Source organism: Streptomyces yunnanensis (genome assembly GCF_029011865.1).
GTDB lineage: Bacteria > Actinomycetota > Actinomycetes > Streptomycetales > Streptomycetaceae > Streptomyces > Streptomyces yunnanensis.
Genome location: NZ_CP095749.1, coordinates 242,693 through 265,091 on the forward strand (window position 1 = coordinate 242,693; position 22,399 = coordinate 265,091).

24 protein-coding genes and 3 pseudogenes are annotated in these 22,399 nt (G+C 70.3%); 12 read left to right on the top strand and 15 right to left on the bottom strand.

Features of this window, described 5'->3' with window-relative positions:
* Nucleotides 1–39: 39 nt before the first annotated feature.
* The 7 genes from MOV08_RS00990 to MOV08_RS01020 all read right to left on the bottom strand — a co-directional run bounded on the left by MOV08_RS00990 (nt 40) and on the right by MOV08_RS01020 (nt 7,351).
* On the bottom strand, nt 40–1,143 hold the full coding sequence (locus MOV08_RS00990; RefSeq protein ID WP_275305777.1) for a M14 family metallopeptidase: 1,104 nt from the start codon (nt 1,141–1,143) through the stop codon (nt 40–42).
* A 110-nt stretch (nt 1,144–1,253) separates the two neighbouring features.
* Nucleotides 1,254–2,021 (bottom strand): hypothetical protein, encoded by a 768-nt coding sequence (locus MOV08_RS00995; protein WP_275305778.1) that lies wholly within the window; start codon nt 2,019–2,021, stop codon nt 1,254–1,256.
* 12 nt (nt 2,022–2,033) lie between these two features.
* A complete protein-coding gene (locus MOV08_RS01000; RefSeq protein ID WP_239009866.1) occupies nt 2,034–2,762 on the bottom strand; it encodes a hypothetical protein in 729 nt (242 codons plus the stop codon).
* Nucleotides 2,763–2,783: 21 nt separating this feature from the next.
* On the bottom strand, nt 2,784–3,743 hold the full coding sequence (locus MOV08_RS01005; protein WP_159030730.1) for a hypothetical protein: 960 nt from the start codon (nt 3,741–3,743) through the stop codon (nt 2,784–2,786).
* A 325-nt stretch (nt 3,744–4,068) separates the two neighbouring features.
* Nucleotides 4,069–5,154, bottom strand: coding sequence for a hypothetical protein (locus tag MOV08_RS01010; RefSeq protein ID WP_039628720.1), 1,086 nt, complete (start codon nt 5,152–5,154; stop codon nt 4,069–4,071).
* A 492-nt stretch (nt 5,155–5,646) separates the two neighbouring features.
* Entirely contained in the window at nt 5,647–6,507 is an 861-nt protein-coding gene (locus MOV08_RS01015) for an oxidoreductase (RefSeq protein WP_275305779.1), read from the bottom strand.
* Nucleotides 6,494–7,351, bottom strand: a complete 858-nt coding sequence (locus MOV08_RS01020) for a helix-turn-helix domain-containing protein (RefSeq protein WP_275305780.1) — start codon at nt 7,349–7,351, stop codon at nt 6,494–6,496. Before MOV08_RS01020 ends, MOV08_RS01015 begins: the two co-directional genes overlap by 14 nt.
* Nucleotides 7,352–8,079: 728 nt before the next feature.
* Here MOV08_RS01020 and MOV08_RS01025 point away from each other — a divergent pair.
* Together MOV08_RS01025 and MOV08_RS01030 are read left to right on the top strand one after the other, a co-directional pair.
* Nucleotides 8,080–8,244 carry a hypothetical protein gene (locus tag MOV08_RS01025; RefSeq protein WP_275305781.1) on the top strand — a complete coding sequence of 55 codons (165 nt, stop codon included), beginning with the start codon at nt 8,080–8,082 and terminating at the stop codon, nt 8,242–8,244.
* A 71-nt stretch (nt 8,245–8,315) separates the two neighbouring features.
* Nucleotides 8,316–8,486 carry a hypothetical protein gene (locus MOV08_RS01030; protein ID WP_275305782.1) on the top strand — a complete coding sequence of 57 codons (171 nt, stop codon included), beginning with the start codon at nt 8,316–8,318 and terminating at the stop codon, nt 8,484–8,486.
* A 635-nt stretch (nt 8,487–9,121) separates the two neighbouring features.
* Here MOV08_RS01030 and MOV08_RS01035 read toward each other — a convergent pair.
* From MOV08_RS01035 to MOV08_RS01045, 3 genes are all read right to left on the bottom strand, one after another.
* A complete protein-coding gene (locus tag MOV08_RS01035) occupies nt 9,122–9,661 on the bottom strand; it encodes a GNAT family N-acetyltransferase (protein WP_275305783.1) in 540 nt (179 codons plus the stop codon).
* A 193-nt stretch (nt 9,662–9,854) separates the two neighbouring features.
* Nucleotides 9,855–11,039, bottom strand: a complete 1,185-nt coding sequence (locus MOV08_RS01040; RefSeq protein ID WP_275311674.1) for an RNA polymerase sigma factor — start codon at nt 11,037–11,039, stop codon at nt 9,855–9,857.
* Nucleotides 11,040–11,047: 8 nt separating this feature from the next.
* Complete coding sequence (locus tag MOV08_RS01045; protein ID WP_039628725.1) at nt 11,048–11,455, bottom strand: YciI family protein; 408 nt, start codon at nt 11,453–11,455, stop codon at nt 11,048–11,050.
* Between the two features lie 429 nt (nt 11,456–11,884).
* On the opposite strand from MOV08_RS01045, the gene MOV08_RS01050 reads away from it, so the two are divergent.
* Both MOV08_RS01050 and MOV08_RS01055 read left to right on the top strand, forming a co-directional pair.
* Nucleotides 11,885–12,604, top strand: coding sequence for a hypothetical protein (locus tag MOV08_RS01050; RefSeq protein WP_275305784.1), 720 nt, complete (start codon nt 11,885–11,887; stop codon nt 12,602–12,604).
* A 3-nt stretch (nt 12,605–12,607) separates the two neighbouring features.
* Nucleotides 12,608–13,909: a sensor histidine kinase gene (locus MOV08_RS01055; RefSeq protein WP_039628730.1), complete on the top strand. Its 1,302-nt coding sequence runs from the start codon at nt 12,608–12,610 to the stop codon at nt 13,907–13,909.
* A 116-nt stretch (nt 13,910–14,025) separates the two neighbouring features.
* On the opposite strand, the gene MOV08_RS01060 is transcribed toward MOV08_RS01055, so the two are convergent.
* Complete coding sequence (locus MOV08_RS01060; RefSeq protein ID WP_275305785.1) at nt 14,026–14,916, bottom strand: LysR family transcriptional regulator; 891 nt, start codon at nt 14,914–14,916, stop codon at nt 14,026–14,028.
* A gap of 216 nt (nt 14,917–15,132) precedes the next feature.
* On the opposite strand from MOV08_RS01060, the gene MOV08_RS01065 reads away from it, so the two are divergent.
* From MOV08_RS01065 to MOV08_RS01095, 7 genes and pseudogenes are all read left to right on the top strand, one after another.
* Entirely contained in the window at nt 15,133–15,522 is a 390-nt protein-coding gene (locus MOV08_RS01065; RefSeq protein WP_275305786.1) for a VOC family protein, read from the top strand.
* 107 nt (nt 15,523–15,629) lie between these two features.
* Nucleotides 15,630–16,079: a 2-thiouracil desulfurase family protein gene (locus tag MOV08_RS01070; protein ID WP_039628735.1), complete on the top strand. Its 450-nt coding sequence runs from the start codon at nt 15,630–15,632 to the stop codon at nt 16,077–16,079.
* Between the two features lie 292 nt (nt 16,080–16,371).
* Nucleotides 16,372–17,586 carry a sensor histidine kinase gene (locus tag MOV08_RS01075; protein WP_039628738.1) on the top strand — a complete coding sequence of 405 codons (1,215 nt, stop codon included), beginning with the start codon at nt 16,372–16,374 and terminating at the stop codon, nt 17,584–17,586.
* Between the two features lie 35 nt (nt 17,587–17,621).
* Nucleotides 17,622–18,240 (top strand): annotated as a pseudogene (locus tag MOV08_RS01080) (response regulator).
* Nucleotides 18,241–18,302: 62 nt separating this feature from the next.
* Nucleotides 18,303–19,187, top strand: a pseudogene (locus MOV08_RS01085) (IS982 family transposase).
* Between the two features lie 274 nt (nt 19,188–19,461).
* Nucleotides 19,462–20,016 (top strand): hypothetical protein, encoded by a 555-nt coding sequence (locus MOV08_RS01090; protein ID WP_275305787.1) that lies wholly within the window; start codon nt 19,462–19,464, stop codon nt 20,014–20,016.
* A 104-nt stretch (nt 20,017–20,120) separates the two neighbouring features.
* Nucleotides 20,121–20,885: a ribosome-inactivating family protein gene (locus MOV08_RS01095; protein WP_275305788.1), complete on the top strand. Its 765-nt coding sequence runs from the start codon at nt 20,121–20,123 to the stop codon at nt 20,883–20,885.
* Nucleotides 20,886–20,937: 52 nt separating this feature from the next.
* Here MOV08_RS01095 and MOV08_RS01100 read toward each other — a convergent pair.
* The 4 genes and pseudogenes from MOV08_RS01100 to MOV08_RS01115 form a co-directional block, all read right to left on the bottom strand.
* A pseudogene (locus tag MOV08_RS01100) lies at nt 20,938–21,240 on the bottom strand (dihydrodipicolinate synthase family protein); the annotation flags it as partial.
* Between the two features lie 69 nt (nt 21,241–21,309).
* Nucleotides 21,310–21,645, bottom strand: a complete 336-nt coding sequence (locus tag MOV08_RS01105; protein ID WP_275305789.1) for a dihydrodipicolinate synthase family protein — start codon at nt 21,643–21,645, stop codon at nt 21,310–21,312.
* On the bottom strand, nt 21,645–21,803 hold the full coding sequence (locus MOV08_RS01110) for a hypothetical protein (protein ID WP_275305790.1): 159 nt from the start codon (nt 21,801–21,803) through the stop codon (nt 21,645–21,647). The genes MOV08_RS01105 and MOV08_RS01110 overlap by 1 nt, the downstream gene beginning before the upstream one ends.
* 9 nt (nt 21,804–21,812) lie before the next feature.
* Nucleotides 21,813–22,253, bottom strand: coding sequence for a class II aldolase/adducin family protein (locus MOV08_RS01115; RefSeq protein ID WP_338057121.1), 441 nt, complete (start codon nt 22,251–22,253; stop codon nt 21,813–21,815).
* On the opposite strand from MOV08_RS01115, the gene MOV08_RS01120 reads away from it, so the two are divergent.
* Entirely contained in the window at nt 22,239–22,391 is a 153-nt protein-coding gene (locus tag MOV08_RS01120) for a hypothetical protein (protein WP_275312057.1), read from the top strand. The two genes, MOV08_RS01115 and MOV08_RS01120, sit on opposite strands and share 15 nt — an antisense overlap.
* Nucleotides 22,392–22,399 lie beyond the last annotated feature (8 nt).

Sequence of the window (22,399 nt, forward strand, 5' to 3'; positions counted from 1 at the left end):
GCAGTCCCCCCGACCTGACCGGGCCGTCCGGTCGGCGCTCTACTTCTCGTCCGCGAGCCCGACGAGGGCCTGGTCGAAGACCTCCCGCGCCCGCCGGAGCACCCGCCCGCGCCAGTCGGCGTCGTCGGGGCGGAACGCGTCGCGGATCAGCCGCTTGAGGTCCGAGCGCACGGCGTCGGCGGGTGCATGGTGCCGGTGCAGCCAGGCGTCGGCGCACAGCGCCAGCAGCACCTGGGGCCCCGGCTGGGTTCCGAACTCCAGGGTGATCGCGGTCAGTCGGCTGTCCGCGCCGAGGCCGGCCGCCACGGCGGTCGCCGTGTTGCCGACGATCGGGGTGGAGGAGGAAGTGCCCTGTTCCGAGGCGGTGAGTGCCTCGCCGTACCAGCGCCGGGCCCGCTGGTGGGCGTCCGCGTCGCGACCGCCGCGGAAGATGGGTTCGCCGACACCGCGTGTGCCGAGCCCGGTGTGCAGGTCGATGTAGCCGACCTGGGCCGCGCCGGCCATCTGCTCGGCCACCACCGTCTCGAACACCCGCCGGGACCAGGTCGGCGCCTGCCCGCCGTAGAACAGGCCGTCGGGGTGGCGGTACTGGCCCCGGGTCACGGCCTCCTGAAGACGCTGCGGGCCGAGCCGATCGCGCAGCGCGGCGAGGTCGGCGACCAGCTCGTCGGGGGCGAACCCGCCGCCCCCGGGCGGCACCAGCGTGTCGTGCACGGCGTCGTAGGCGTCGTTGTGCGGTGGGGCGTCGTGGTCGACGAAGTTGCGGTTGAGGTCGATGTTGTCCTCGTTGACGCGCCGCAGATAGGCGAAGCCGTACGGGTTGAGGCCGTGCACCAGCAGCACGCCGGTCGTGGGCCCCGCGGCGGCCTTCGCGACGCCTTCCCGCAGCAGGATGCGGGTCTGGCAGGCCGACCCGCAAAAGCCCTCGATGCCGTGTGTCCCGGACACCGTCACCAGCAGCTTCACCGGGTCGGCCGGACCCAGATAGGCGGTGTCGACGCCGAGTTCGCCGTCGTCGGGCCCGCGGTGGCCGGGCAGGACGAAGGTCCTCAGGCGTGCGCCCGCCTCGTGCGCCGATCCCAGGAAGTCCGCGCGGGCCCGGGAGTAGTCGAGGGGGAAGTCGAGGGGGGTCTCGTCTGACATGCTGCCTCGCGTTCCTGGAGTTCCTGGTGGATGGAGTTCCTGGTGGGTGGGGACGGCCGACGGGCCCGGAGCCCCGTAGGGGGCGCCGGGCCCGGTCGGCCGAGTGGGGCTCAGTGCTGCGCGGAGGGCAGCGGCACCCCGAGGGCCGTGAGGATCGCGTGCGCCCCCGCCTGTGTGGGCACATGCAGCAGGCACAGCACCCGGTCACCCGGCTCGGTGTGCTCGGCGAAGTACCGGTTGGCATCGGGCACATGGCTCAGTGGCCGCTCCCGGTACAGGTCGAGCGGGCGGCCGATGCCGGGAACGACTCCGCGAGCCGGGTCGAAGGCCGCTCCGGGCGCGAGCGCCTCGGCCACCTCGGTCGCCAGGGCCGCCTGGCTGTCGTCCTTGCCCGCGAGGTCCGGGTACATGCTGATGTCCGGATGACCGCTGAACGCCGACATCGCGCAGTGCACCACGGGGTTGTAGGTCTTGAGCGCGATCACCTCGGGGAACGGCCGGCCGTCGGCGAGCAGCCGGGCGAAGTGCGCCGCCCAGCTCTCCTTGAAGACCGCGCCGTTGCGGTACGCGTCGCCCACGAACTGGATCATGATGTGCAGACAGGTCCGCCCCGACGGCAGCTCCGCCCACCGCGAGGTGAGCAGCGCGACGACCCGGTCGCGCTCCCGGTCCACCCCGACGACGACGTGGTCGGCCTGGGTCAGCATGTCGCGGCGGAGCGTGAAGAGCTGGCGGGTGCGCAGCCCCGGCATGGCGAGGACCAGGCCGTCCACGATCCGCTTCTCGGTCTCGGTCGGCAGGTCCCGGCCGGGCGGCAGGGTCAGTATCTCCACTCCCCGCCGCCCGTCCGGCCGCCTGGCACGGTCGTCGTCAGCCACCGCCGTCCCCGCTCAGACGTCGGCCGCGGTGGGCAGCGGGATCTGTGCGTCGCTCTTGCCGACCACGGTGAGCTGGTGCAGCTCCACGAAGTACAGCTTCCACAGCCAGTAGATGTGGTTGAGGTGCTCGATGACCTTCTGCTCGTCGGCCTCCGACTTGATGAGTGTGGACAGCACCCGCCACACGAAGTCGTCGTGGTCGTCGTCGAGGTCGGTGTTGACGTGGGCGCGGGCGCCCTTGACGTTCTCCTCGCCGAGCACCGTGCCCAGGTTGTCCAGCCACTCGGGCTGGGTGCGGGTGGTGACGTACTCCACGAAGTACACGCTGGTGATCAGCGCCAGCGGGCTGTCCTCGAACTCCATGCCGAACTGGAGGTATCCGGTGAGCAGCTTGGTGGAGAGCAGCGGTTCGGTGGAGTAGATCTGGTCCTTGGTGACCCCGACCTTGGCGAGGTCGGCGGCGAACAGCCGGTCGTGCAGCATCTCGTCGTCGGTGTAGTGCGCCCACGCCTTGGCCTGCACCGGGTCCACCTTGGTGAAGTACTTGATGGCCAGCGCGTCCACGGTCCGCTTGCGGCGCAACCGCAGGATCGTCTCGATGTTGTGGCGCTTGTAGTAGTCGAGGTTCAGCTCGGCGGAGTTCTTCTGGTGCTGGGCGAACGGGACCGTCTCGTAGAAGTCCTTGATGAAGGTGTCGAGGACCGCGTCGACCTTCTTGCGCAGTTCGGGGTTGGTCGTCATGGCGTGCATTCCTCCTTGGGGTCAGTGGCAGCCGCAGCCGGCGCTGGAGACGCGCTGCATCCGGCCGCGGCGCATCGCCTTGCGGGCGCCGAGCACGGCGGTCCCGTCCGATGTCAGCAGCGAGCTGCGGGGGCAGAGGAAGGCCAGGGCGAAGCGCGTCGCCGGAGTGACGCCCAGTCCGAGGTTCACGACGCCGCCGGTCGCGCCGTACACCTCGTTGGGGCCGCAGTTCGCCGGAATGACCTCCGTGGTGGTGTTGATCCCGAACCCGAGTTCCCAGATGACGCGGTAGCGCGGGTCGTCGGTGAGGAGCTTTTCCAGCTCCGCGGCGGCCGGTGTCGCCGCCGCCGTCTGCGGGGTGACGCCCTCGATGCTGCCGGCGGTGATGTGCAGCGTCACGGGGTTGGCGACGAGCGGCGAGAGCGCTTCGAACAGCCGCTGCTGGTCGGGGCCGTCGGCCGGGTCCTCGTGGCGGTGGACGATGGGCCATCCGCGCAGGGTCAGGTCCCCGTTGAGGCCGAGCAGCCTGGCGTCCGGTGCGAAGGTGGTGATCTCCGCGGCGGTGACGCTCAGTTTCCCCGGCGGGAAGATCTGCTGGTCGCCCGCTTCCAGGAGGCCCGCCTGCTGGTTCCAGACACACTCGCCGAGTCCGTGATCGAACTCGGCCTCGGTGCCGGAGGTGTCGTCGACGATCGTGAGCCGGGCACTGTCCCCCACCAGGTCGAAGAACTCCTCGGCCGTCCGCGCGTGTTGGCGGGCGTCGGAGCGGGCGGCGGTGCGCAGGAAGTAGCGGATGTGCTCATCGGTCAGCGGCGTGGATCCGGCCGGCAGCACGGCCAGCTTGCGCCCGCCCAGCTCCTGCTCGGTCGGCGAGTCGAGGAACCGCCCAGGGCAGACCGCCAGCACGTGCGCGTCCGGGGGAACGCTCCGCGCGATCAGCTCGCCCAGGCGCGCGCCGGGCGGGAGCGTCAGGTGGAGCACGCGGGAGCACCCGTCTCCGGGAACCAGGGAAAGCGGCTCGCGGTACTGTTCGCTCGTGATCAGGCAGAATGTCTCGGCCGGCTCGCCGAACTGACCGAAGTCGCTTGTCGTGAATTCCAGCGGTGACACGGGCGCACTCCCTAGAAAAGACAATGAGAACCCCACGGCGGGGCATGGTTCATGCCCCGCCGTGGGTCGGTACTCAGCCCAGGAGCGTGCCCAGGTAGTTGCGGTTCTTCTGCACCTTGATCTTCTTCATGGCAGTCACCTCCTGTTTGTTTTGTTTTCTTGCGTTCACCCCGACGGTTCGGGCGGCCGTTACCCGCTAGGTCGCGGGAACGACCCGCTCGACGGTGGGGTGGTCCGGGTTGCCGATCACCGGGGCTCCATTACTGGTCAGCACGCGGGTGTCGGGCACGATGATGTCCAGGTGGTATTGGGTGTACGGAGTGAGTCCGAGGCCGAAGTGCAGGCAGCCTTCCGTACCGCCGTACACCTCGTTCATGGCGTGGTTCCCGGGCAGGATGTCGTGCGTGACGTTGAGGGCGTGGCCGATCTCCCACACGATTCGATAGCGGGAGTCCACGGCGAACATCTGCTCCAGCATCGCCACCGCCGGCGCCGCCGCGGCGTCCAGCGCCTCCAGGTGCGTGATCCTGCCGTCCTCGACGGTGGCCTTGATGGCACCCTCGCGCATCGCCCAGAGCTGGGCGTGGATGCGGGCCTGGTCGGTCCGGGAGAAGGAGGGCGTGCCGTTGTGCAGGATCGGGTACCCGCGCAGCGTGATCTCGCCCTCCAGAGGCAGCTTCAGGGCCTCGTCGAACTCCCTGATCTCGACCGGCAGCACGCTGATCTCACCGGACGGGACGATCTGCTGGTCGCCCCAGTCCAGCGGTCCGGCCTGCTGGTTCCACACCAGGCCCTCGCGCAGGTGGTCGAGAGTGGCGCGGGTGCCGTGCACCGGGTCCGCGTACACCAAGTGCTCCGAGTCCTCGGCCAGTTCGAAGAACGTGTCGCAGAACGCCGCCTGGTCGGCCGCCGATGTCCGCTCCATCACACCGAGGAAGTGCCGGATCTCGTCGAGGCCGGTGGGCGTCGAGTTGCACGCCATGCCCATGATCTTGCGCTGTCCCACCAGATCGGGATCCGGTGATTCGAAGAACCTGTGGGGAGACACCACCAGCACGTGCGCGGGTTCCGGGATCTTCTTGTCGAGGATTTCCGCGAAGTCGTCTCCCCGGTCCATCGTGATGGTGAGGAACTCCCGGTAGGGAGCCGTCTCGACGACTTCGATCTGGTCGACCAACTCGGAATTCGTGATCAGGCAGAAGCTGCTTCCGGTGGGTTCACCGAACTGGCTGAAACGGCCAGGATCAATTGTTATCTGTGCGGACACGATCACTCCCGTCATGGCCTCTGCATATTTCCTCGACGTGGTCATTACTTTGGCCGACCGCAGAGTCGTTCCGCTATAGGACGATGGTCCCTGCACCCGCATCCTGTTAGGTGCGTGCCTCACTCTTTACATGCGCGCACTGTCGGGTGTATCCACTGCGAGATCTTGCCGCAAGGCTTCCGGACGGATTGCCTCAGGGCTTCCGGGCGGATTGCCGCAGGCCCATCCGTATCTACGCCTGCGGTACGGAGTGATCGGCATCGACTGGTTTTCCGGGCGCCTTCTCGGAGGCCGGTCCGGCTGTCCCCGTCCACACTCCGAGCCCCGCACCAATTCCCGGTGCTCGGCATCATCCAGGCATTGCACCGGGATCAGGATTGTCACGGAACGCCGGGCGGAGCTGTGAAAGCGACCATGGTTGTTCTCCGTCCTCAAGTCGTTGCGCGTCCGTCAGCGCGGGGCGGGTGGGGACGCGGGGCCGGCACCTGAGGTCGGCGATGCCCGCCGTCAGCCTGCGGTCCGCTCCGGGGGGAAGTCGGCGCCGAGCGTCACCGTCCGCCAGCCGTCGAAGGTGGTTCTGAGGGAGTCGAGCTTGGTGGTGGCGAGGTCGTATGCGGCCTTGCCCAGCAGCAGGCGCAACGGGGGCTCCGGGGTGGTGACGGCGTCGATGACGGCCCGGGCGGCGCGTGCCGGATCGCCGGGCTGGTGTCCGTAGGTGGCCAGGGTGCCGGCGCGCCGTGTGCCTGCGGTGGGGGCGTAGTCGTCGATGGCGGTGGCGGACTGGCGCATGGAGGGCCCGGACCAGTTGGTGCGGAATGCGGCGGGTTCGACGATCGTCACGTTGATGCCCAGCGGGGCGACCTCGGCGGCGAGCGACTCGGACAGTCCCTCCACGGCGAACTTGGTGGCGTGGTAATAGCCGGTGGCACCGAAGCCGACCAGGCCGCCCAGCGAGGACATGTTCACGATGTGGCCGGCGCGGCGGGCGCGCATGGCCGGCAGGACGGCCGTGGTGACGTTGACCAGCCCGAAGACGTTGGTGTCGAACAAGGCGCGCACCTCGTCGTCCTCGCCTTCCTCGATGGCGGCGAGGTAGCCGTAGCCGGCGTTGTTGACCAGTACGTCGATCCGCCCGAAGGCAGCCTGTGCCTGGGCGACCGCCGTTGCGATCTGCTCGCCGTCGGTGACGTCCAGCGCCAAGGCGAGGGCGCGTTCCTCATGGCCGAGGACCACGTCGGCGACCTTCCCGGTATCCCGGGCGGTGACCACGGCCCGCCAGCCGCGCTCCAGGACGGCTCGGGCCAGTGCCCGACCCAGGCCGGAGGAGCAACCGGTGATGAACCACACAGGAGCGTCAGGGGAGTTCATGAGTGATATGCCCTTCGTCGTGAATGTCATGGAAATCAGTGAGGGCGAAGCTGCCCAGCAGGGCCAGCGACTGCTCGGCGGTGCTGCCGGGTTCGGCCCGGTAGACGACGAGGTGCTGGCCGGGGGCACTGTTGACGGAGAAGGTCTCGAAGCCCAGCGTGAGGTCGCCGACCAGCCGGTGGTGGAAACGCTTGGCCGACGCCGACTTGGCCCGTACCTCGTGACGCGCCCACATGCGGGCGAAGTCGGGGCTGCGCACCGACAGTTCGCCCACCAGCTTCTGCAGGAGCTGATCGTCCGGGTCGGGGTTGGCGGCCCGCAGCGCCGCCACGCACCCCTGTGCCACGACGTCCCAGTCACGGTAGAAGTCCCGGGCAGCGGGGGCGAGGAACATCGCCGTGAGCAAACCGGTCTGGCCGCCGAGCCAGGAGAACAGCGCCTCGCCCAGGGAGTTGACGGCCAGCAGGTCGAGGTACCGGCCGTAGACCAAGGCGGGTGTGTCTGCCCAGGCGTCCAACAGGGACACGAGTTGGGGGCTGGCGTACTCCCGGGCGGGCCGGGGCCGCCCGGCTCGTGGCGGGTCGACCAGCGCGCGCAGGTAGACGGCCTCCTCGTCCTTCAGGAGCAGGGCCGCCGCCAGTGCGCGCAACACCTGGGGCGAAGGGTTGCGTTCACGTCCCTGCTCCAACCGCACGTAGTAGTCGGTGCTCACCCCGGCCAGCACCGCGATCTCCTCGCGTCGCAGACCGGGAGTGCGGCGCGCCCCCGCAGGCATCCCGTGTTCCTCGGGGCGCACCAGCGCCCGCCGGGCCCGAAGGAACTCACCCAGCCGTTTCGTGTCCATGCCGACCAACGTACGGGCAGGCACGGCGAAGAGGGTGGTCCTGCCACACCCACCCGGACGGGATCGACCGCTGCCGGACGGCAAGCCTTCCCGCCGCCAACGGCGACGCGGAGTCGGCCTTCCGGTGCGCCTGACAGTGACGTCCGGCGCCAGACGGCGTTGGTCAGTACATGATCGCTGCTGGGCGTACGGTGGGATGGTTGACCCTGGTCGGAGTGTTGGCCACCGGGGTGTGTGGGTGTATGACGGTGGAACTACGGCCGCCTGCCATGGCGCGGCCGACGACGGCACCGGGACCAGGACCGGAACCGGTGCCCTCCCCCTCTTGGTCGGCACCGTTCACACCGGGGCCGGGACACGAGTTGGTGGCCAGGGCACCGGAGTCGGACCGGGCCGGCTCCCCGAAACCCGAGGACGAACAAGCCGCCAGGGGGACGGCAGTTGAGCGCCCGGTGCGGGCCACCGGCAGCCTCCCGGCTGCCCGGGCGACGGACGAGTCGGTGACGCATCCGCGCAGACCGATGCCGCGACCGCAGGCGACTCCGCGCACTCCGACGGGTGTTCACCATCGTCCGGCGCCGAAGCCGCCGTGGCTGCCGTCAACTCCGCCGCGGTGGACGGGACAGCACATGCGACCGCTGTGCCAGGCGGCTGAGGGCCGAGTGCGTCCGGACATCGTGGCGTTGTGCCGAGGTCTGGCGCCGTAGCGGAAGCGCACCGTACGCGCCGTGGAGCTTCACGACGCACCGGCGCCGGACCGGCGCCGCGCGCCCCTCTCCGAGGGCGACCGAACGCTGGCAACAGACCACGACCATGCGCCCCGGGGGCGGCGACTGCCCGCTCCTGGATCCGCCGACATGACGGGCGCGGGCATCACCGTGCAGATCGGCTGACGCTCCGACTCCCTCCGCACCATCTGCTCGGTACGATGCGGTCCGAAGGGCGGAAATGACAGGACACGACATTGACAGGACACGACTGGGATGACGACGCCGATTACGCGTCAGCGGTCGGCTGTACGTGGACCCTCGTGGTGGTCTCCGTGCTCTGTGTGCTGCTCGTGGTCGGCGTCATCTTTGCCGTTTGCGCGGGGTTCATCGGTTTGCGCGGCGTGCTCGCGATCATCGGTGGCTGACCCGCGCAGCGGAGCAGTGCGGTACGGCGAGCGGGTGACCGCAAACAGAGCTGCCTTCGCCCCCGCCTGCCAGGCCGATCGACCAGAACGAGTGCCCTCAGGGGGCCTGCCACCAGTGCGGCAAGGGGCGGTTCGGGTGTGCGGTGTGTGGCTCCGCCGGTGACCTGGATCAGTCGGCTTCGTTCACACGAACATGCAGATTTCTCGTCTTCTCGTAGCGGGGATCGCGGCGGCCTTGGGGCTTTGCGTTGTCCCTGCCACGGCCTGTGCCGGTCCGACCCCGCCCCCGACCCCGCCCGCGCACGACACGGGTACCAGCGCGTACGTGCAGACGGGGGCAGTCCGCTGCCCCATCCATATCAGGCTGCCCACGTGCCGCGAGCTCGAAGGGACGGTCGAGGAAGGCTGCCCCTGTAGTAGTTCGACCCGATCATTCTGAGGGCCATGGCTGACCGGCCGACCCCGGTCCTGGTCCCGGCCCCGGTACACCTGCGGCTCCGACCTGGCCGGTGGCCGAGGCAGTGGGCGAGGCCATCGGCCGGCCCGGATCGGCAACGTCGTGATCGGCAACCTCGTGCACTGGCGCGGAGGTTCCCTCGCCGACCCGGCCTCATCGGGCGACCCGGCCGAGAACGTCAGACTCCCGCGCCGCGGGCGATGCGGAACAGTACGTTCGGGCGCAGTGGCCCTTCGGGCGCGGCGGGGTCGTCGAAGTCGTCGGCCGGGTCCCGGGTCATCCCGATCCGGCGCATCACCGCCTGGGAACGGAGGTTGGTCGCCGTGGTCACCGCGAGGATCTCGGGAAGCCCGAGCGTGTCGAAGCCGTAGGCCAGAACCGCCGTCGCGGCCTCGGTGGCGTAGCCCTGGCCCCAGGCCGATCGGGCGAGCCTCCAGCCGATCTCCACTCCGGTGAACGGCAACCCGTCGTCCACCTGGTCCAGACCCGCGAAGCCGATGAACTCGCCCGTGGCCCGCACCTCAACGGCCCACCATCCATAGCCTCGCTGGTCGAACTCGGCCTGGAACCGCGCCACAGAGGCATCGCTCTGCTCACGGGTGAGCACGTCGCCCAAGTGCTCACGAACCTCGGGGTCGGCGTTCATGGCCGCCCATGGTTCAAGGTCGGCGGCACGCCATCGACGGAGGATGAGGCGATCGGTGAGCAACTCGGTCATGCCGCCCAGCCAACGTGAGTTCTCCGCGCGAAGCAATCCGTTTTTCTCAAGGCACCGCCTCCGCCCTCCCTGGCCCTGCCCGTTGGAGGGCGACCACTCTGGCCACGACCGCACCAAGTGCCGTGGCGGCAGACGGCAGACGGCAGGCGGCAGGCGGCAGGCGGCAGGCGGCAGGCGAGCCCACCCGTCAGCGTCAGCGACCCCGGTGGGAATTGAGCCGGGCGGCCTGGCGTGTCAGGTAGTCGCGCTCGGCGAGGTTGGGTGCCTGGTGGGCCGCCTCGGCGTACAGCCGTGCCGCCGTTGTCAGGTCGCCGTCGCGTTCGTGGAGGTAGGCCGCCACCGCGGCATGCCGGGGCAGTGCGGCGTCCAGTGTCGCGAGCGCCGCCAGGCCGGCGCGCGGACCATCGGCCTCGCCGACGGCGACCGCGCGGTTGAGCCGGACGACCGGACTGTCGGTCAGGCGCACGAGCTCGTCGTACCACTCGACGATCTGTACCCAGTCGGTCTCCGCGGCGGTGGGCGCGTCGGCGTGCAGGGCGGCGATGGCGGCCTGCGCCTGGAACTCGCCGAGCCGGTCGCGGGCGAGGGCCGCCTGCAGGATCTCGACGCCTTCGGCGATCGCCCGGGTGTCCCACCGGCCGCGGTCCTGCTCGGCGAGCGGTACCAGGCTGCCGTCGGGCGCGGTCCGGGCGGCGCGTCGGGCGTGGTGGAGCAGCATCAGCGCGAGCAGCCCGGCCACCTCCGGGTGGTCGATCGCGGCGGCGAGCTGCCGGGTGAGCCGGATGGCCTCGGCGGCGAGGTCCACGTCGCCGGAGTAGCCCTCGTTGAAGACCAGGTAGAGCACGCGCAGCACGGTGGCGACGTCGCCGGGCCGGTCGAACCTCACGCCGGAGACGGTCCGCTTGGCCCGGCTGATGCGCTGCGCCATGGTCGCCTCGGGCACCAGGTACGCCTGGGCGATCTGACGGGTGGTCAGGCCGCCGACGGCGCGCAGCGTGAGCGCGACCGCCGACGCGGGTGTCAGTGCCGGGTGGGCGCACAAGAAGTAGAGCTGGAGCGTGTCGTCCACCGAGGGCGTGGGTCCGGGGGCCGGCTCCTGGTCGACGTGATCCTCGCGCCGGCGGCGGGCGACGTCCGCCCGGGTCGCGTCGAGGTACTTGCGCCAGGCCACGGTGGTCAGCCACCCCTTCGGGTCGCGAATGGGGTCTCCCCTGCTGGAGCGAAGCCGAGAGCTTGGGGAAGGGGCGTCGGGCCAGACGCGGACGGCCTCGACCAGCGCGTCCTGCACGGCGTCCTCGGCCGCCGCGAAGTCGGCTCCGCGGCGGACGAGGATGCCGAGCACGCTCGGCGTGAGGCTCCGGAGCAGGGCCTCGTTCATCGGGGAGGTCACTCCGTGATGGTGGGCGGCGCGGTCAGGAAGGGACGCACCTCCAGCCACTCGTGGATCGGCTTGCCGCCCGCCCCCGGCGCGGCCGACAGCTCCCCGGCCAGTTCCACGGCGCGCTCGTAGGAGTCGACGTCGATCACCATCCAGCCGGCGATGAGGTCCTTGGTCTCGGCGAACGGTCCGTCGGTGACCGGCGGGCGCCCCTCGCCGTCGTACCGGACCCACGCACCCTCCGGGGCGAGCGCCTGGCCGTCGACGAACTCGCCGGTCTTCTCAAGCCGGGCCGCGAAGTCCTGCATGTACTGCACGTGCGCCGAGATCTCCTGCGGCGTCCACTGGTCCATGGGCACGTCGTTGGCCGGAGCCGGAGCGCCACGGTAGTGCTTGAGCAGCAAGTACTTGGCCATGATGTTTCTCCTCGGTGCTGGTGCGACCCATTGTGGCCGCGTTCACCCCTGGGACGGAGCCGGTCGCGGGTTCTCGACATCGCCGGCCGAATTCTTTTCGGGCTTCTCTCAGACTTCCCTCAGACTTCCCTCAGGCTTCCCTCAGGCTTCCATCGGGCATCCGTCCGGCAGCGGAACGACGCGATGGCCGGCGGTTCCGACGGGCCGGGTGCCGGCCACCGCAACGTGCCGCCTGCCGGGCGCGCGGAGGCGCCGGGCCCGCTTCCGGCCCGGGCCGGGAACCGCCTGTGACGGGCCCCACGAACCGTCGCCCGAACCGTGGGTTACCGTTTTCGGACTTGTCGGACCGTCGCAGAGCCCACGCGGAGAGAACGTTTGACTCCTCACGTCTCAGCCCCTGCACCTTCCGATCCTTCGGGGAGCAGCACCGTGCCCCCTGCCCGTGGCCTGCCCACGCCCCGTGCCGCCGTACGGACGGTGGCGCTGGCGGTCGTGGTGGCGGGCTCGGCGGCGCTGCTGGGCGGGTGCGCGGGGGCCGGTGTGCCCAAGAGCGCGGGGCACGTCGCGCCCATCACCGGTCCGACAGCGTTGTGGCCCGGCAGTAAGCCCGCGCCGGAGGCTTCGCCGGCCACGGGAGGCGACGAGAAGCCGCAGCCGCTGACCGCGCTGCCGCGAGTGCCGTCCGGGGACCTCCGCAAGGTGTCCGCGGGCTCCGTCCTCCTGGCACAGATCGACTGGGACAAGCGCCACGACCAGTCGGCCTTCGACAAGGACGAGGAGCGCAAGATCCGCTCCTGTGCCGACAAGCCGGGATCGGCCTCCTGCCCGGTGCGGGCCCCCGAGTACCACGATCTGACCGGTGACGGGAAGGACGAGCTGATCCTCGGCGTCCAGAGCGGAAGCAACCTCCTGATCATCTACGCCTACACGGTCAAGGACGGGGTGGTGACCTCGATCCTGGGTTCCACCAGTTCCCCGCAGTCGGTGGAGGTCGCCGACCGCAAGCTGGTGATCCACGAGCCCGGTGACGCGCCCGGCTACGAGAGCCGCACGGTCTACGCCTGGGATCCTCGACACCAGGTCATGACCATCCAGGACGTGGGCTACGGCCGACGGGCCCCGGCCTCCGCAACCCCTTCGGGCAGGTGAGCCGTGCGCACTCCCCAGCCGCGTCCGCCGCGGTGGCTGCATGCCTGGACGGCGACGCTCTACTGGAAGGCCAGCGTCTTCATCACCGTCATGTGCTGCCTGCTCGCCGCGGTGCTCGGCACCCTGGTACACGTCCTGGTCGACCGGCAGACGCAGGACCGTGCGCGCCACACGGCGCTGGCTGAACTGGACCGCAGCATGTCCGCGTACGTCGCCGGGCACCCCCTCGACCGCGACGTATCGGTGAATCCGCCGGACCTCCCCGCCTCGCTCCGCGCGATGGTCGTACAGCGGCACGAGCGCGGAACCGAGCTCGCCACGCACCAGGGCCACCCCGTGATGTGGGCCGCCACCCCCGTCACCGGCGGAAAGGTGCTCGCGCTCCGGCTGGACTACAGCGAACAGGCGGCGTCCCTGCGCGGCCTGGACGGGGCCATCATCGGCTCCTCCGCCGCCGCCATCGCGCTCACCCTGGCCGCCGGCCTGATCTCCGTCTCCCGCATCACCCGCCGACTGCACCACACCGCCCGCGTCGCCCGGCGCATCAGCACCGGCGATCTCGACGCCCGTGTGAACGACCCCCGTGCCCTGCGCCCCGACCGGGCCCAGGACGAGGCCGCCGCCGTGGCGACCGCCCTGGACGCGATGGCCGCCAGCCTCCAGGCCCGGCTGCACAGCGAACAGCGCTTCACCGCCGACGTCTCCCACGAGCTGCGCACCCCGCTCGCCGGGCTCCACTCCGCGGCCGAGCTGCTGCCGCCCGGTCGCCCGACGGACATGGTGCGCGACCGTGTCCAGGCCCTGCGCGGACTGACCGAGGATCTGCTGGAGATCTCCCGGCTCGACGCCCAGGTCGAGAGCGCCGACCTCGACATCCACCTCTTGGGCCCGCTGGCCGAGCGCGCGGTACGGGCCACCGGGACGACTACCGAGGTCCGCGTCGTGCGGGACGGCCCGGTCGAGACCGACCGGCGCAGGCTCGAACGCGTCCTGGGAAACCTCGTCGCCAACGCCCACAAACACGGTCGCTCGCCCGTCGTGGTCACCGTCGACGCCCCGGTCATCACCGTGCGCGACCACGGTGACGGCTACCCCGCCTATCTCCTCGACCAGGGGCCCCAGCGGTTCCGGAGCCAGTCGGGCGGGTCCGAGGGGGGCAGGCGGACCGGCCACGGCCTCGGTCTGACCATCGCCGCCGGCCAGGCCCACGTCCTCGGAGCCGACCTCCGCTTCTCCAACGCCCCCGACGGCGGGGCCGTCGCCGAACTCCACCTGCCGCCCTCCCCGGAGCAGCACCCCCACTGACCTTTCCCACCGACCTGACTCACGACCTGCCCGCTGACCTGCTCATACATCGCCGGAATCGGATGTTCGCCGGAATCGGATGTTCGTCGGGGGCGCGGGGCACCGCAGGTGGTCGATCACAGATCCGCCAAGGGCTGGGGGTCGACGTCCAGCAGTGCAAGGAACGCGGAGGCGGCCGGTGACAGCGGGAAGCGGCTCCAGACAAGGTGCTCCACGCGGACCGGCCCGTTGATGATCGGCACGGTCCGCAGGCCGTGGAGCTCGGCGGCGAACGCCGCGGGCAGCAGGGCGATGCCCAGTCCGTGGCGGACCATACGGGCCATGAGTTCGACCCCGGACACCTCGAAGGCGACCTCGCGCCGCAGCCCGGCCGCCGCGAACGCCAGGTCCGACTGGGCGCGGGCGGCACTGCCGTCGGCGAAGTCCACGAACGCCTCCTCGGCGAGGAGGCTGAGGTCCACCTCGTGTCGCGTGGCCAGTGGGTGGTCCGGGGCGAGCACGGCGACGTGCTGCCCCTGGGCGAGCTCCCGATCGTGGACGCCCTGCGGCCGGAATCCGGGCTGTACACCGAGAAACGCCGCGTCCAGCCGGCCCTCGCGCACCCGCTCGACGAGCTGCTCGCTGGAACCGGCCCGCAGGCTGATCCGTACCCGGGGGTGGCGCAGGCGGTAGTCCCGTAGCACCGCCGGGAGGTCCACCGCCGCCACCGTGGGTATCGATCCCACGGTCAGCTTGCCCCGTATCTCGCCGGTGGCCGCCGCCACTTCCGCACGAGCCCGTTCGGCCGCTTCCAGCGCCTGGCGGGCAGCGGGCAGAAACGCCTCCCCCGCGGTGGTCGTCCGCACCCGGCGACTGCTCCGCTCGAACAACCTGGCACCCAACTCCTTCTCCAGTCGAGCCACTTGGTGGCTGAGTGCGGACTGGACGACGTGGCATCGCTCGGCGGCACGGGTGAAGCTCGCGGTCTCCGCCACCGCGATGACGTAGCGCATCTGCTGCAGATCCATGGATCCATGATGAAACACGATGGATATTGATGACGAGCATGTGTTGGACCGATGGATGCCTGCCGCGCGATGCTGATGTCCACGGCGGACCGGGCGGTCGGCAACCAGCAACCAGCGCCCAGTCACCGGCGGCCTGGACCGGACTGGTGCGGTTCGGGACCGTCGACCCGTCGTACCACCACCGGCGTCCCGGCGCCCCAACCCACGGAGAGACCCATGCGCGTGATCGCTTTCGACCACCTCGTCCTGAACGTCGCCGACATCGAGCGTTCGCTGGCCTTCTACACCGGTCCGCTGGGGCTGGAACCGGTGCGAGTGGACGAGTGGCGCGCCGGCAAGGCCCCCTTCCCGTCCGTACGGGTGAGCCCCACCACCCTCATCGACCTCATCAGGGCGTCCGACGAACGACCGCACAGCTCCAACGTCGACCACATCTGCCTGGTGGTCGAACCGCTGGACTGGCAGCAGGTCATCGATTCCGGCGTCTTCACCGTGCTGGACGGCCCCGGTGAACGCTTCGGCGCCCGCGGCACCGCGCTCTCCCTCTACGTACAGGACCCGGACGGCAACACCGTCGAACTGCGCTGGTACCCGCAGGACGCCTGACCTCCATCGCCCATGGCGCTTCATCGGACACCCCCCGAGACCAGCACACCGCCACCGGCGCGCCTACGGATCGGCCACCGGCGTGCCGCGGCGACTAGCCTGGCGGCATGGAAGCAATCCTGGTCAGCGCGTGCCTGCGCGGGGTGCCCTGCCGGTTCGACGGACGCCACAAGGCGTCGTCCGAGATCGAGGAGGCGGTGGCCGGTCGCGATGTCGTCTCGTTCTGCCCGGAGGTCGCGGGCGGACTCGCAACACCTCGACGGCCTGCGGAGCTGGTGGGCGGCGACGGGCACGACGTGCTCGACGGCAGGGCACGGATCGTCGAGGACACGGGTCGTGACGTGACGGCACAGTTCGTGGACGGGGCACACCGCGCACTCGCGGCGGCGCGTAACGGCGGCTGCACCGAGGCGCTGCTCATGCCGCGCAGTCCCTCGTGCGGGCGTGGGGCGGTGTACGACGGGTCGTTCGCCGGCGAGCTGGTGCCCGGGGACGGGGTGACGGCGGCACTGTTCGAGCGGAACGGGATCACCGTGCGCCCCGCGCCCGGAGTGTGACGAGGGGCCGGGCCGGGGCGCGGCCACGGCGGACGTCGGCGACGCTGCCGCCTCACGCCTCCTCTCCCCCTCCCCGGCGTCGCCGGGGGCGGACCGTCGGCTGGTGAGAAGCCCGGCCGAGCGCCCCGACCCGCTCAGCACGGACCGGCTTCGGGGACGGCCTGTTCCGCACCCGACGAAGGCTGGCTCACCGTGCCTGGCATACAACTTTCGTAGGGTCCGTCCGAGGCGGAAGTAGGCAGTGCTGCCGACCGGCAGAGGTCCGCACGACGCATGGCCTACGGTGAGTGTCATGACGGACGACCGGGCGGCGGGTGCCCGACCATGGCACCGCCGGCACCGGCTCGCCGTGGACGTGACGATCGCGGTCGGCCTCGTGCTGCTCGACACCGGTATGACACTGGCCGACGCCACCTGGTGGCCCGACCACCCCGGCACCCTCGCCTGGGTCATGCTGGGCGTCCAGGCACTCGCCTGCGCCTCGCTCGCCGTCCGCCGCATCGCCCCGCTGACGGTCGTCGGCGTGCTCGGCGCGTTCACGCTCGCGATCTCCCTGCTCAACTCGCCGATGGGCCTGCTGACGTCGGCCCACCAGGGGAACGTATGGGCCCCCGTGTCCACCCTGCTGGCCGCCTACGGCCCGCTCTTCTACCAACAGAACCGCCGCACGGCGTACTTCGCGCTCGCCGCCTTCACCCTCGTCGTCATGCGCCCCTGGGACCCGTCCACCACGAACATGACGATCGGGCTGCTGCGTACGGCGGTCGGGCCGCTGCTCGCGCTGTACTTCGACACCCGCCGCCGGCTGATGCAGGCACTGGTCGAACGTGCCGAACGCGCCGAACGGGAACGTCATCTGGTGGCCGAGCAGGCCCGCACCGAAGAACGTGCCCGGCTCGCCGGCGAGATGCACGACGTGGTCACCCATCGGGTGAGCCTGATGGTGCTCCAGGCCGGCGCCTTGAAGGTGACCGCACCTGACGAGGCGACCGGGCAGGCGGCGGAGGAGTTGCGCACCGCGGGCTGCCAGGCACTGGAGGAACTGCGGGACCTCGTCGGCATCTTGCGCACCGCACCGGAGGGCGACCGGACACCCGCGGTGGCGGACTTCGCCGACCTGGTCGCCGAGTCCGTGGCGGTGGGGATCTCGACCGAGCTGATCGAGGAGGGCGACCCGTCGCTGGCCTCACCGGTGGTCGGGCGCACCGCCTACCACGTGCTGCGCGAGGCCCTGACCAATGTGCGCAAGCACGCTCCGGGCGCCAGGGTGCAGGTACGAGTGAAGTACGACAACACACAGGTGCGTTTGATGGTCCACAACACGCCGCCGACCGGCAGTCCCCGCAGCGCCCTCGCCGAGACCGGCTCCGGTCTGGGGATCGCGCATCTGCGGCGGCGCATCGAGGTGGTGCACGGCACATTACGTGCCGAACCCTGTTCCGACGGCGGGTTCAGCGTCGAGGCGATGCTGCCCGCGTTCGTCCCGACCTCCGAATCGGCGGTGTGAGCGTGGCCCGGGTAGTGGTGGTGGACGACGAGCCCATGGTGTGCGTGTTCCTGCGCACCATTCTCGGCTCGGCCCCGGACGTCGAGGTCGTCGACGAGGCGCACGACGGCGCGGCCGGCATCGAGGCGGTCCTGCGCAGCCGCCCGGACGTCGTCCTGATGGATCTGCGGATGCCGGGCATGGACGGGCTCACCGCGATCGAGCGCATCCATGAACTCGCCGACCCGCCGAACATCGTGGTGCTGACCACCTTCGACGCCGACCAGTACGTGCTCCGGGCGCTGCGGGCCGGAGCGACCGGGTTCCTGGTGAAGTCCACGCCGCCGGAGGAGCTGATCGGTCTGGTGCGGACCGCCGCCCGGGGGGCATACCGTCCTGTCGCCCTCCGCCGCCCGCCGGCTCATCGCCGCGTCGACGGACAACCTCTCGGCCCGCGACCGCGCCCGCGAACTGGTCGGCTCGCTGACCGAGCGGGAGGTCCAGGTGCTGGCCGGTCTCGGCGAGGGCCTGTCGAACGCGCAGATCGCGGCGCGGCTGTACCTCACCGAGGCCACGATCAAGGGCTATGTCTCGCGGATGCTGGACAAGCTGGGCTGCGTCAACCGCACCCAGGCCGGCCTCCTCGCCCACGACGCGGGGATCGTCGGCGGCTAGATGAATGAGTCCGATGTTTGTGCTGGCCGCGACCGTGGCGAAGGGCGCCCGTTGGCTCGTGTGTGACGACAAACCTGGACGCCCTTCTGGCGGCACTGTACGTGTTCATCGACGACCATGTGGCCCCGCGTCGCCGGATCGGGCGACCCCCGAAACTGACAGACGCCGAACTGCTGTGCCTCGCCGTCGCCCAAGTACTGCTGGGCTTCCCCTAGGCCCGGCACTGGATCCGCTTCGCACACGCCCGACTGGGACACCTCTTTCGCTACCTGCCTCAACAGTCCGCCTACAACAAGCGTCTGAACGCAGCCGGCCCGTTGATCAGCCGTGTGCTCGAGGCCCTGGCCAGGCAGGTCCCGTCGTGGCACGACGACCTACGGCTGATCGATTCCACGCCTTTGCCCTGCGCAGCCTCCCGCGAGACAGTCAAACGCTCTGACCTGGCCGGGCACGCCGGATATGGCTACTGCGCGAGCCATTCCCGCTTCTTCTGGGGATTCCGGCTCTACCTGCTGACCACCGCCGAAGGCATGCCTGTGTCCTGGTGCCTGGCGAACCCCAAACTCGGCGAACGGGAGGTGATGACCGCGCTGCTGGAACGCGACCACCACCTCGTGCGCTGCGGTCAAGTGATCCTGGCGGACAGGGGCTTCGCCGGGCGGGAGTTCGAGGCGTTTCTCGAAGAGTGCCTGGGCGTCCACCTGGTGTGGCCGGACCTGAAGAACGAGCCTGTCCGGCATGGACGCCTGGCCCGCGTCCGCCAGTGGATTGAGGCGGTATTCGACACCCTCAAAGGCCAGCTCAGCCTGGAACAACACGGAGGTAGAACCTTGCCCGGAGTGTTCGCCCGCACCGGTCAACGGCTCCTCGCCCTAGCAGCAGGTGTCTGGCACAACTGGACCATCGGAGCGAAGGCCAAACGATCCTTGATCGCCTTCGACCACTGAAAACATTGGACTCATTCATCTAGGAGCGGTCGCAGGCCGGTGGCGGCGAGGTCGTGCGTCGCGGTCAGGGCGATCCGTTCACGCTGCTCGCCCCTCGTTTTACGACGCGCTCCAGCAGGGGGCCGAGCACGGTGGGTGCCAGACGTCGGGCGCGCCATCGTCGAGTGCCGCGACGCGGGTGCCGCGTGCGGCGAGTGCTTCGGCGCAGTGCCGGCCGATCCCACTGGCCGCGCCGGTCACCGGTGCGGCCGTGGGTGATGTCGTGGGTGAGCCCATGGAGTGTCCTTCTGGCGAGTGGCGGGCCGCGGTCATGGCCGGGGTGCTCGCGAGTGTGTCCGTGGTGGCGCTGGGGACGGCTTCCGCGGCGTCGCAGGGTTCGGAGAGGTCGACGACGGCCGCTGCGCAGGCGGCCCCCGCGACCAACTCGGCGCGTGAGCACTGGCAGCCGCCGACGCACCAGAAAGTGGGCCCCGGGGACCCCAAGGCGGAGTTCCCCACGATCAACGCCGACTACCTGATCAGCGACGTGTCGCCGGCGCAGTACCGCGGCTGGTGGTACCAGTCCCACCTCACCGGCATCAACGTGACATGGATGACGCCCTCGGGGCGGGATCCGTACGACGGCTGGGACTGGATCGAGATCACCGACAGCAAAGGCAACCGCATCACGTGGGACTGGGCCTGCGGCAACGCCCACTGCGGCGCGTACGGCTCGACCATGATCGGCATGCACCTGAACAAGGGCGAGGAGTACAAGGCCTACTACTGGAGCGACGGAGGCCGGGTCACCAAGGGCCATCTGCGGGCCGAGTTCGACTTCTGGGCCTGACATGGGAGGCCGAGAAGAGATGACGCGAGGAACTGAACACGGGTCGCTGCGGCGGCGATTGGCCAGTGCGACGGTCGTGGTTTCCGTGCTGGCGGGCACGCTCGGTGCGGGAAGCGCGGTCGCCCAGAACAGCCCGGAGGCCCGGCCACAGTCCCGGTCACAGACGCAGGCCCAGCCGCAGCCGCAGCCGCGGATGGCAGCAAGCGACGAATCTGATCCGGAACCCCAACCCCGAGGCCTTCCAGTCGATCAACATCGGACGGCTCGCCGAGCGCGACGACATCGGGGGCCGCCAGGTCCGAGGTCTCTTCCGCCGGTCCGACAACTATCTGCTGGGCTTCTACGTGCGCCACGGGGACAACCGCCAGATCGTCTACACGTTCACCGAGGGCGGGAGAGACATGGTCCCGGGTGAGGTGTACGAGGGCGCCCAAAGGTCGCGCTTCCCCTTCCCCGTCACCTATCGCGACCTCCCCACCATCCAAGTCGGCCGGGGTTTCCTGAGGGATGCCGTACGCCAACTGTTCGACAACGACCCCGGCACGAGCAACCACAGACTGCAGGACGGTGTCGAGAGGCTGGCCGTGGCCCTGGCCGAAGGGTCGCGGTTCCAGTTGATTCCCGGGCTGATCGCCCAGCACATCCGGGGTGGGCAGACCTGGACAGTGGGCGACCACGAGGCGGAGATCCATGACTGGAACGATCGTTCCGGGGTCGTCGTGGACGCGCATGTCGCCGATCCGAGCGGCGGCAACCGCTCCGTGTGGGGGCAGCAGCGCCCGTACCGCTGGAACGGCGCCAACGTGATGCTGACGGCGCTGGACCTCGCCCGCCGGCTCTACCTGATCAAGCCGCCGCCGAAGCGCTGACGTACAGAAGCCGGTCACCGGGAGCGGCCGCCGGCGACGACCGTTCGAGCCATCAGACGGCGGACGGCGGGAGCCGGCCGGCGAGGAGATCCGTGAGCATCTCCCGTAGCTGCCGCGTCTCGTACTGGGGCAGGGGCAGCAGCGGCGGCCTCGGCGGCCCGGCCGGGCGCTGCTGGAAATCGAGGCCCGCCTTGATGGCACGGGGAAGGCCATGGCGGACGATGAACTGCCAGAACGGCAGCAGCTTCCGCAACAGCGCGTCCGCGCGGTCGTCGTGTCCGCAGACAACCGCGGCGTAAAGCTCCAGTACCCGCCGCGGTACGAGGCAGAGGGAGGCTGTGCACCAGCCGGCGGCGCCGGCACGGAAGGCTCCAGGGCGACCGGGTTGCTGCCGTTGTAGCCCGACAGCTCTCCGTCGGACAGTTCACGGATGGCGCGGAAGCATGATCGCGGTGGCGCCGTGGCGGGCGGCCACGCGGGCGCGGCGGACCGTGCCCTCGGTGCTCCAGTGGGAGGCGCCGACGAGGGTCGGCACCGGCCCGGCCACCGTGTGCAGGGTGATCTCGCAGGCCGCGTCCCACTCCGTCTCGGTCAGGTAGGCGCTCTCGCCGGTGCTGCCCAGCGGGGCGACGGCGTGGCTGCCGGCGGCGACGAGATCGCTGGTGAGGTTCCGCAGCGCGGACAGATCGACCTGGCCGGTGACGGCGTCGAAGGGGGTGACCGGGTAGGAGATGATGCCCTTCAGCGGCGGGTTGGCCATCAGAGGTCCACCTGTCCGCTCACGCAGTCGGGGTGACTGCGCAGCGCCTTGCGCGCGTAGTACGCGAAGTTCGCCTTGCTGCGCCGGTCGGTGGAGGTCCAGTCGTGGGCCTCACGGGCCAGAGCCGGGTCCAGGGGCCGGATGGTCCCCGCCGACATCGCCAGCAGCTACAGGCGGGCGGCGCGCTCGATGAGCAGCGCCAGGGTGCACGCTTCCTCGATCGTGGAGCCCGTCACCAACTGGCCGTGGTGGGCCAGCAGGACGGCCCGCTTGTCACCGAGGGCGGCGGAAATGATCTCGCCCTCTTCGTTGCCCACCGGCACGCCCGGCCAGTCCTTGAGGAAGGCGCAGTCGTCGTACAGCGGCGTCGTGTCCATCTGGGAGACCATCAGCGGCACTTCCAGCATGGCGAGCGCGGCCGTGTGCAGCGGGTGCGTGTGGATGATGCAGTTGACGTCCGCGCGCTTCCGGTAGATCCAGGAGTGGAAGCGGTTGGCGGGGTTGGGCATGTGCCCTGAGGACCCAGCCGGGGGAAGGTGCCGCAGCCGGCTTCCTGACCATCGACGCAAAGTCGTCGACTCGCTGGGTCGGTCGTGGTGCGTCGGCATGAGCTGACCGATGAATCCTGGTCGATGGTCGAGCCGTTGCTGGCTCCGGTGCGGATGGGCCGTCCGGTGCGAGATCGCCGCCGGGTCGTCAACGGCATCCTGGGGGAAGCCGTCCACCCGCTCACCGGCCGGTTGTAGAGTGCCGG

Coding starts and splice junctions, on each gene's coding strand:
- MOV08_RS00990 (WP_275305777.1), bottom strand. CDS start 1,143: ATGTCAGACGAGACCCCCCTCGACTTCCCCCTCGACTACTCCCGGGCC.
- MOV08_RS01000 (WP_239009866.1), bottom strand. CDS start 2,762: ATGACGACCAACCCCGAACTGCGCAAGAAGGTCGACGCGGTCCTCGAC.
- MOV08_RS01010 (WP_039628720.1), bottom strand. CDS start 5,154: ATGACGGGAGTGATCGTGTCCGCACAGATAACAATTGATCCTGGCCGT.
- MOV08_RS01015 (WP_275305779.1), bottom strand. CDS start 6,507: ATGAACTCCCCTGACGCTCCTGTGTGGTTCATCACCGGTTGCTCCTCC.
- MOV08_RS01020 (WP_275305780.1), bottom strand. CDS start 7,351: ATGGACACGAAACGGCTGGGTGAGTTCCTTCGGGCCCGGCGGGCGCTG.
- MOV08_RS01035 (WP_275305783.1), bottom strand. CDS start 9,661: ATGACCGAGTTGCTCACCGATCGCCTCATCCTCCGTCGATGGCGTGCC.
- MOV08_RS01040 (WP_275311674.1), bottom strand. CDS start 11,039: ATGAACGAGGCCCTGCTCCGGAGCCTCACGCCGAGCGTGCTCGGCATC.
- MOV08_RS01045 (WP_039628725.1), bottom strand. CDS start 11,455: ATGGCCAAGTACTTGCTGCTCAAGCACTACCGTGGCGCTCCGGCTCCG.
- MOV08_RS01060 (WP_275305785.1), bottom strand. CDS start 14,916: ATGGATCTGCAGCAGATGCGCTACGTCATCGCGGTGGCGGAGACCGCG.
- MOV08_RS01065 (WP_275305786.1), top strand. CDS start 15,133: ATGCGCGTGATCGCTTTCGACCACCTCGTCCTGAACGTCGCCGACATC.
- MOV08_RS01070 (WP_039628735.1), top strand. CDS start 15,630: ATGGAAGCAATCCTGGTCAGCGCGTGCCTGCGCGGGGTGCCCTGCCGG.
- MOV08_RS01075 (WP_039628738.1), top strand. CDS start 16,372: ATGACGGACGACCGGGCGGCGGGTGCCCGACCATGGCACCGCCGGCAC.
- MOV08_RS01090 (WP_275305787.1), top strand. CDS start 19,462: ATGGAGTGTCCTTCTGGCGAGTGGCGGGCCGCGGTCATGGCCGGGGTG.
- MOV08_RS01105 (WP_275305789.1), bottom strand. CDS start 21,645: ATGGCCAACCCGCCGCTGAAGGGCATCATCTCCTACCCGGTCACCCCC.
- MOV08_RS01110 (WP_275305790.1), bottom strand. CDS start 21,803: ATGTCGGCGGGGACCATCCGGCCCCTGGACCCGGCTCTGGCCCGTGAG.
- MOV08_RS01115 (WP_338057121.1), bottom strand. CDS start 22,253: ATGCCGACGCACCACGACCGACCCAGCGAGTCGACGACTTTGCGTCGA.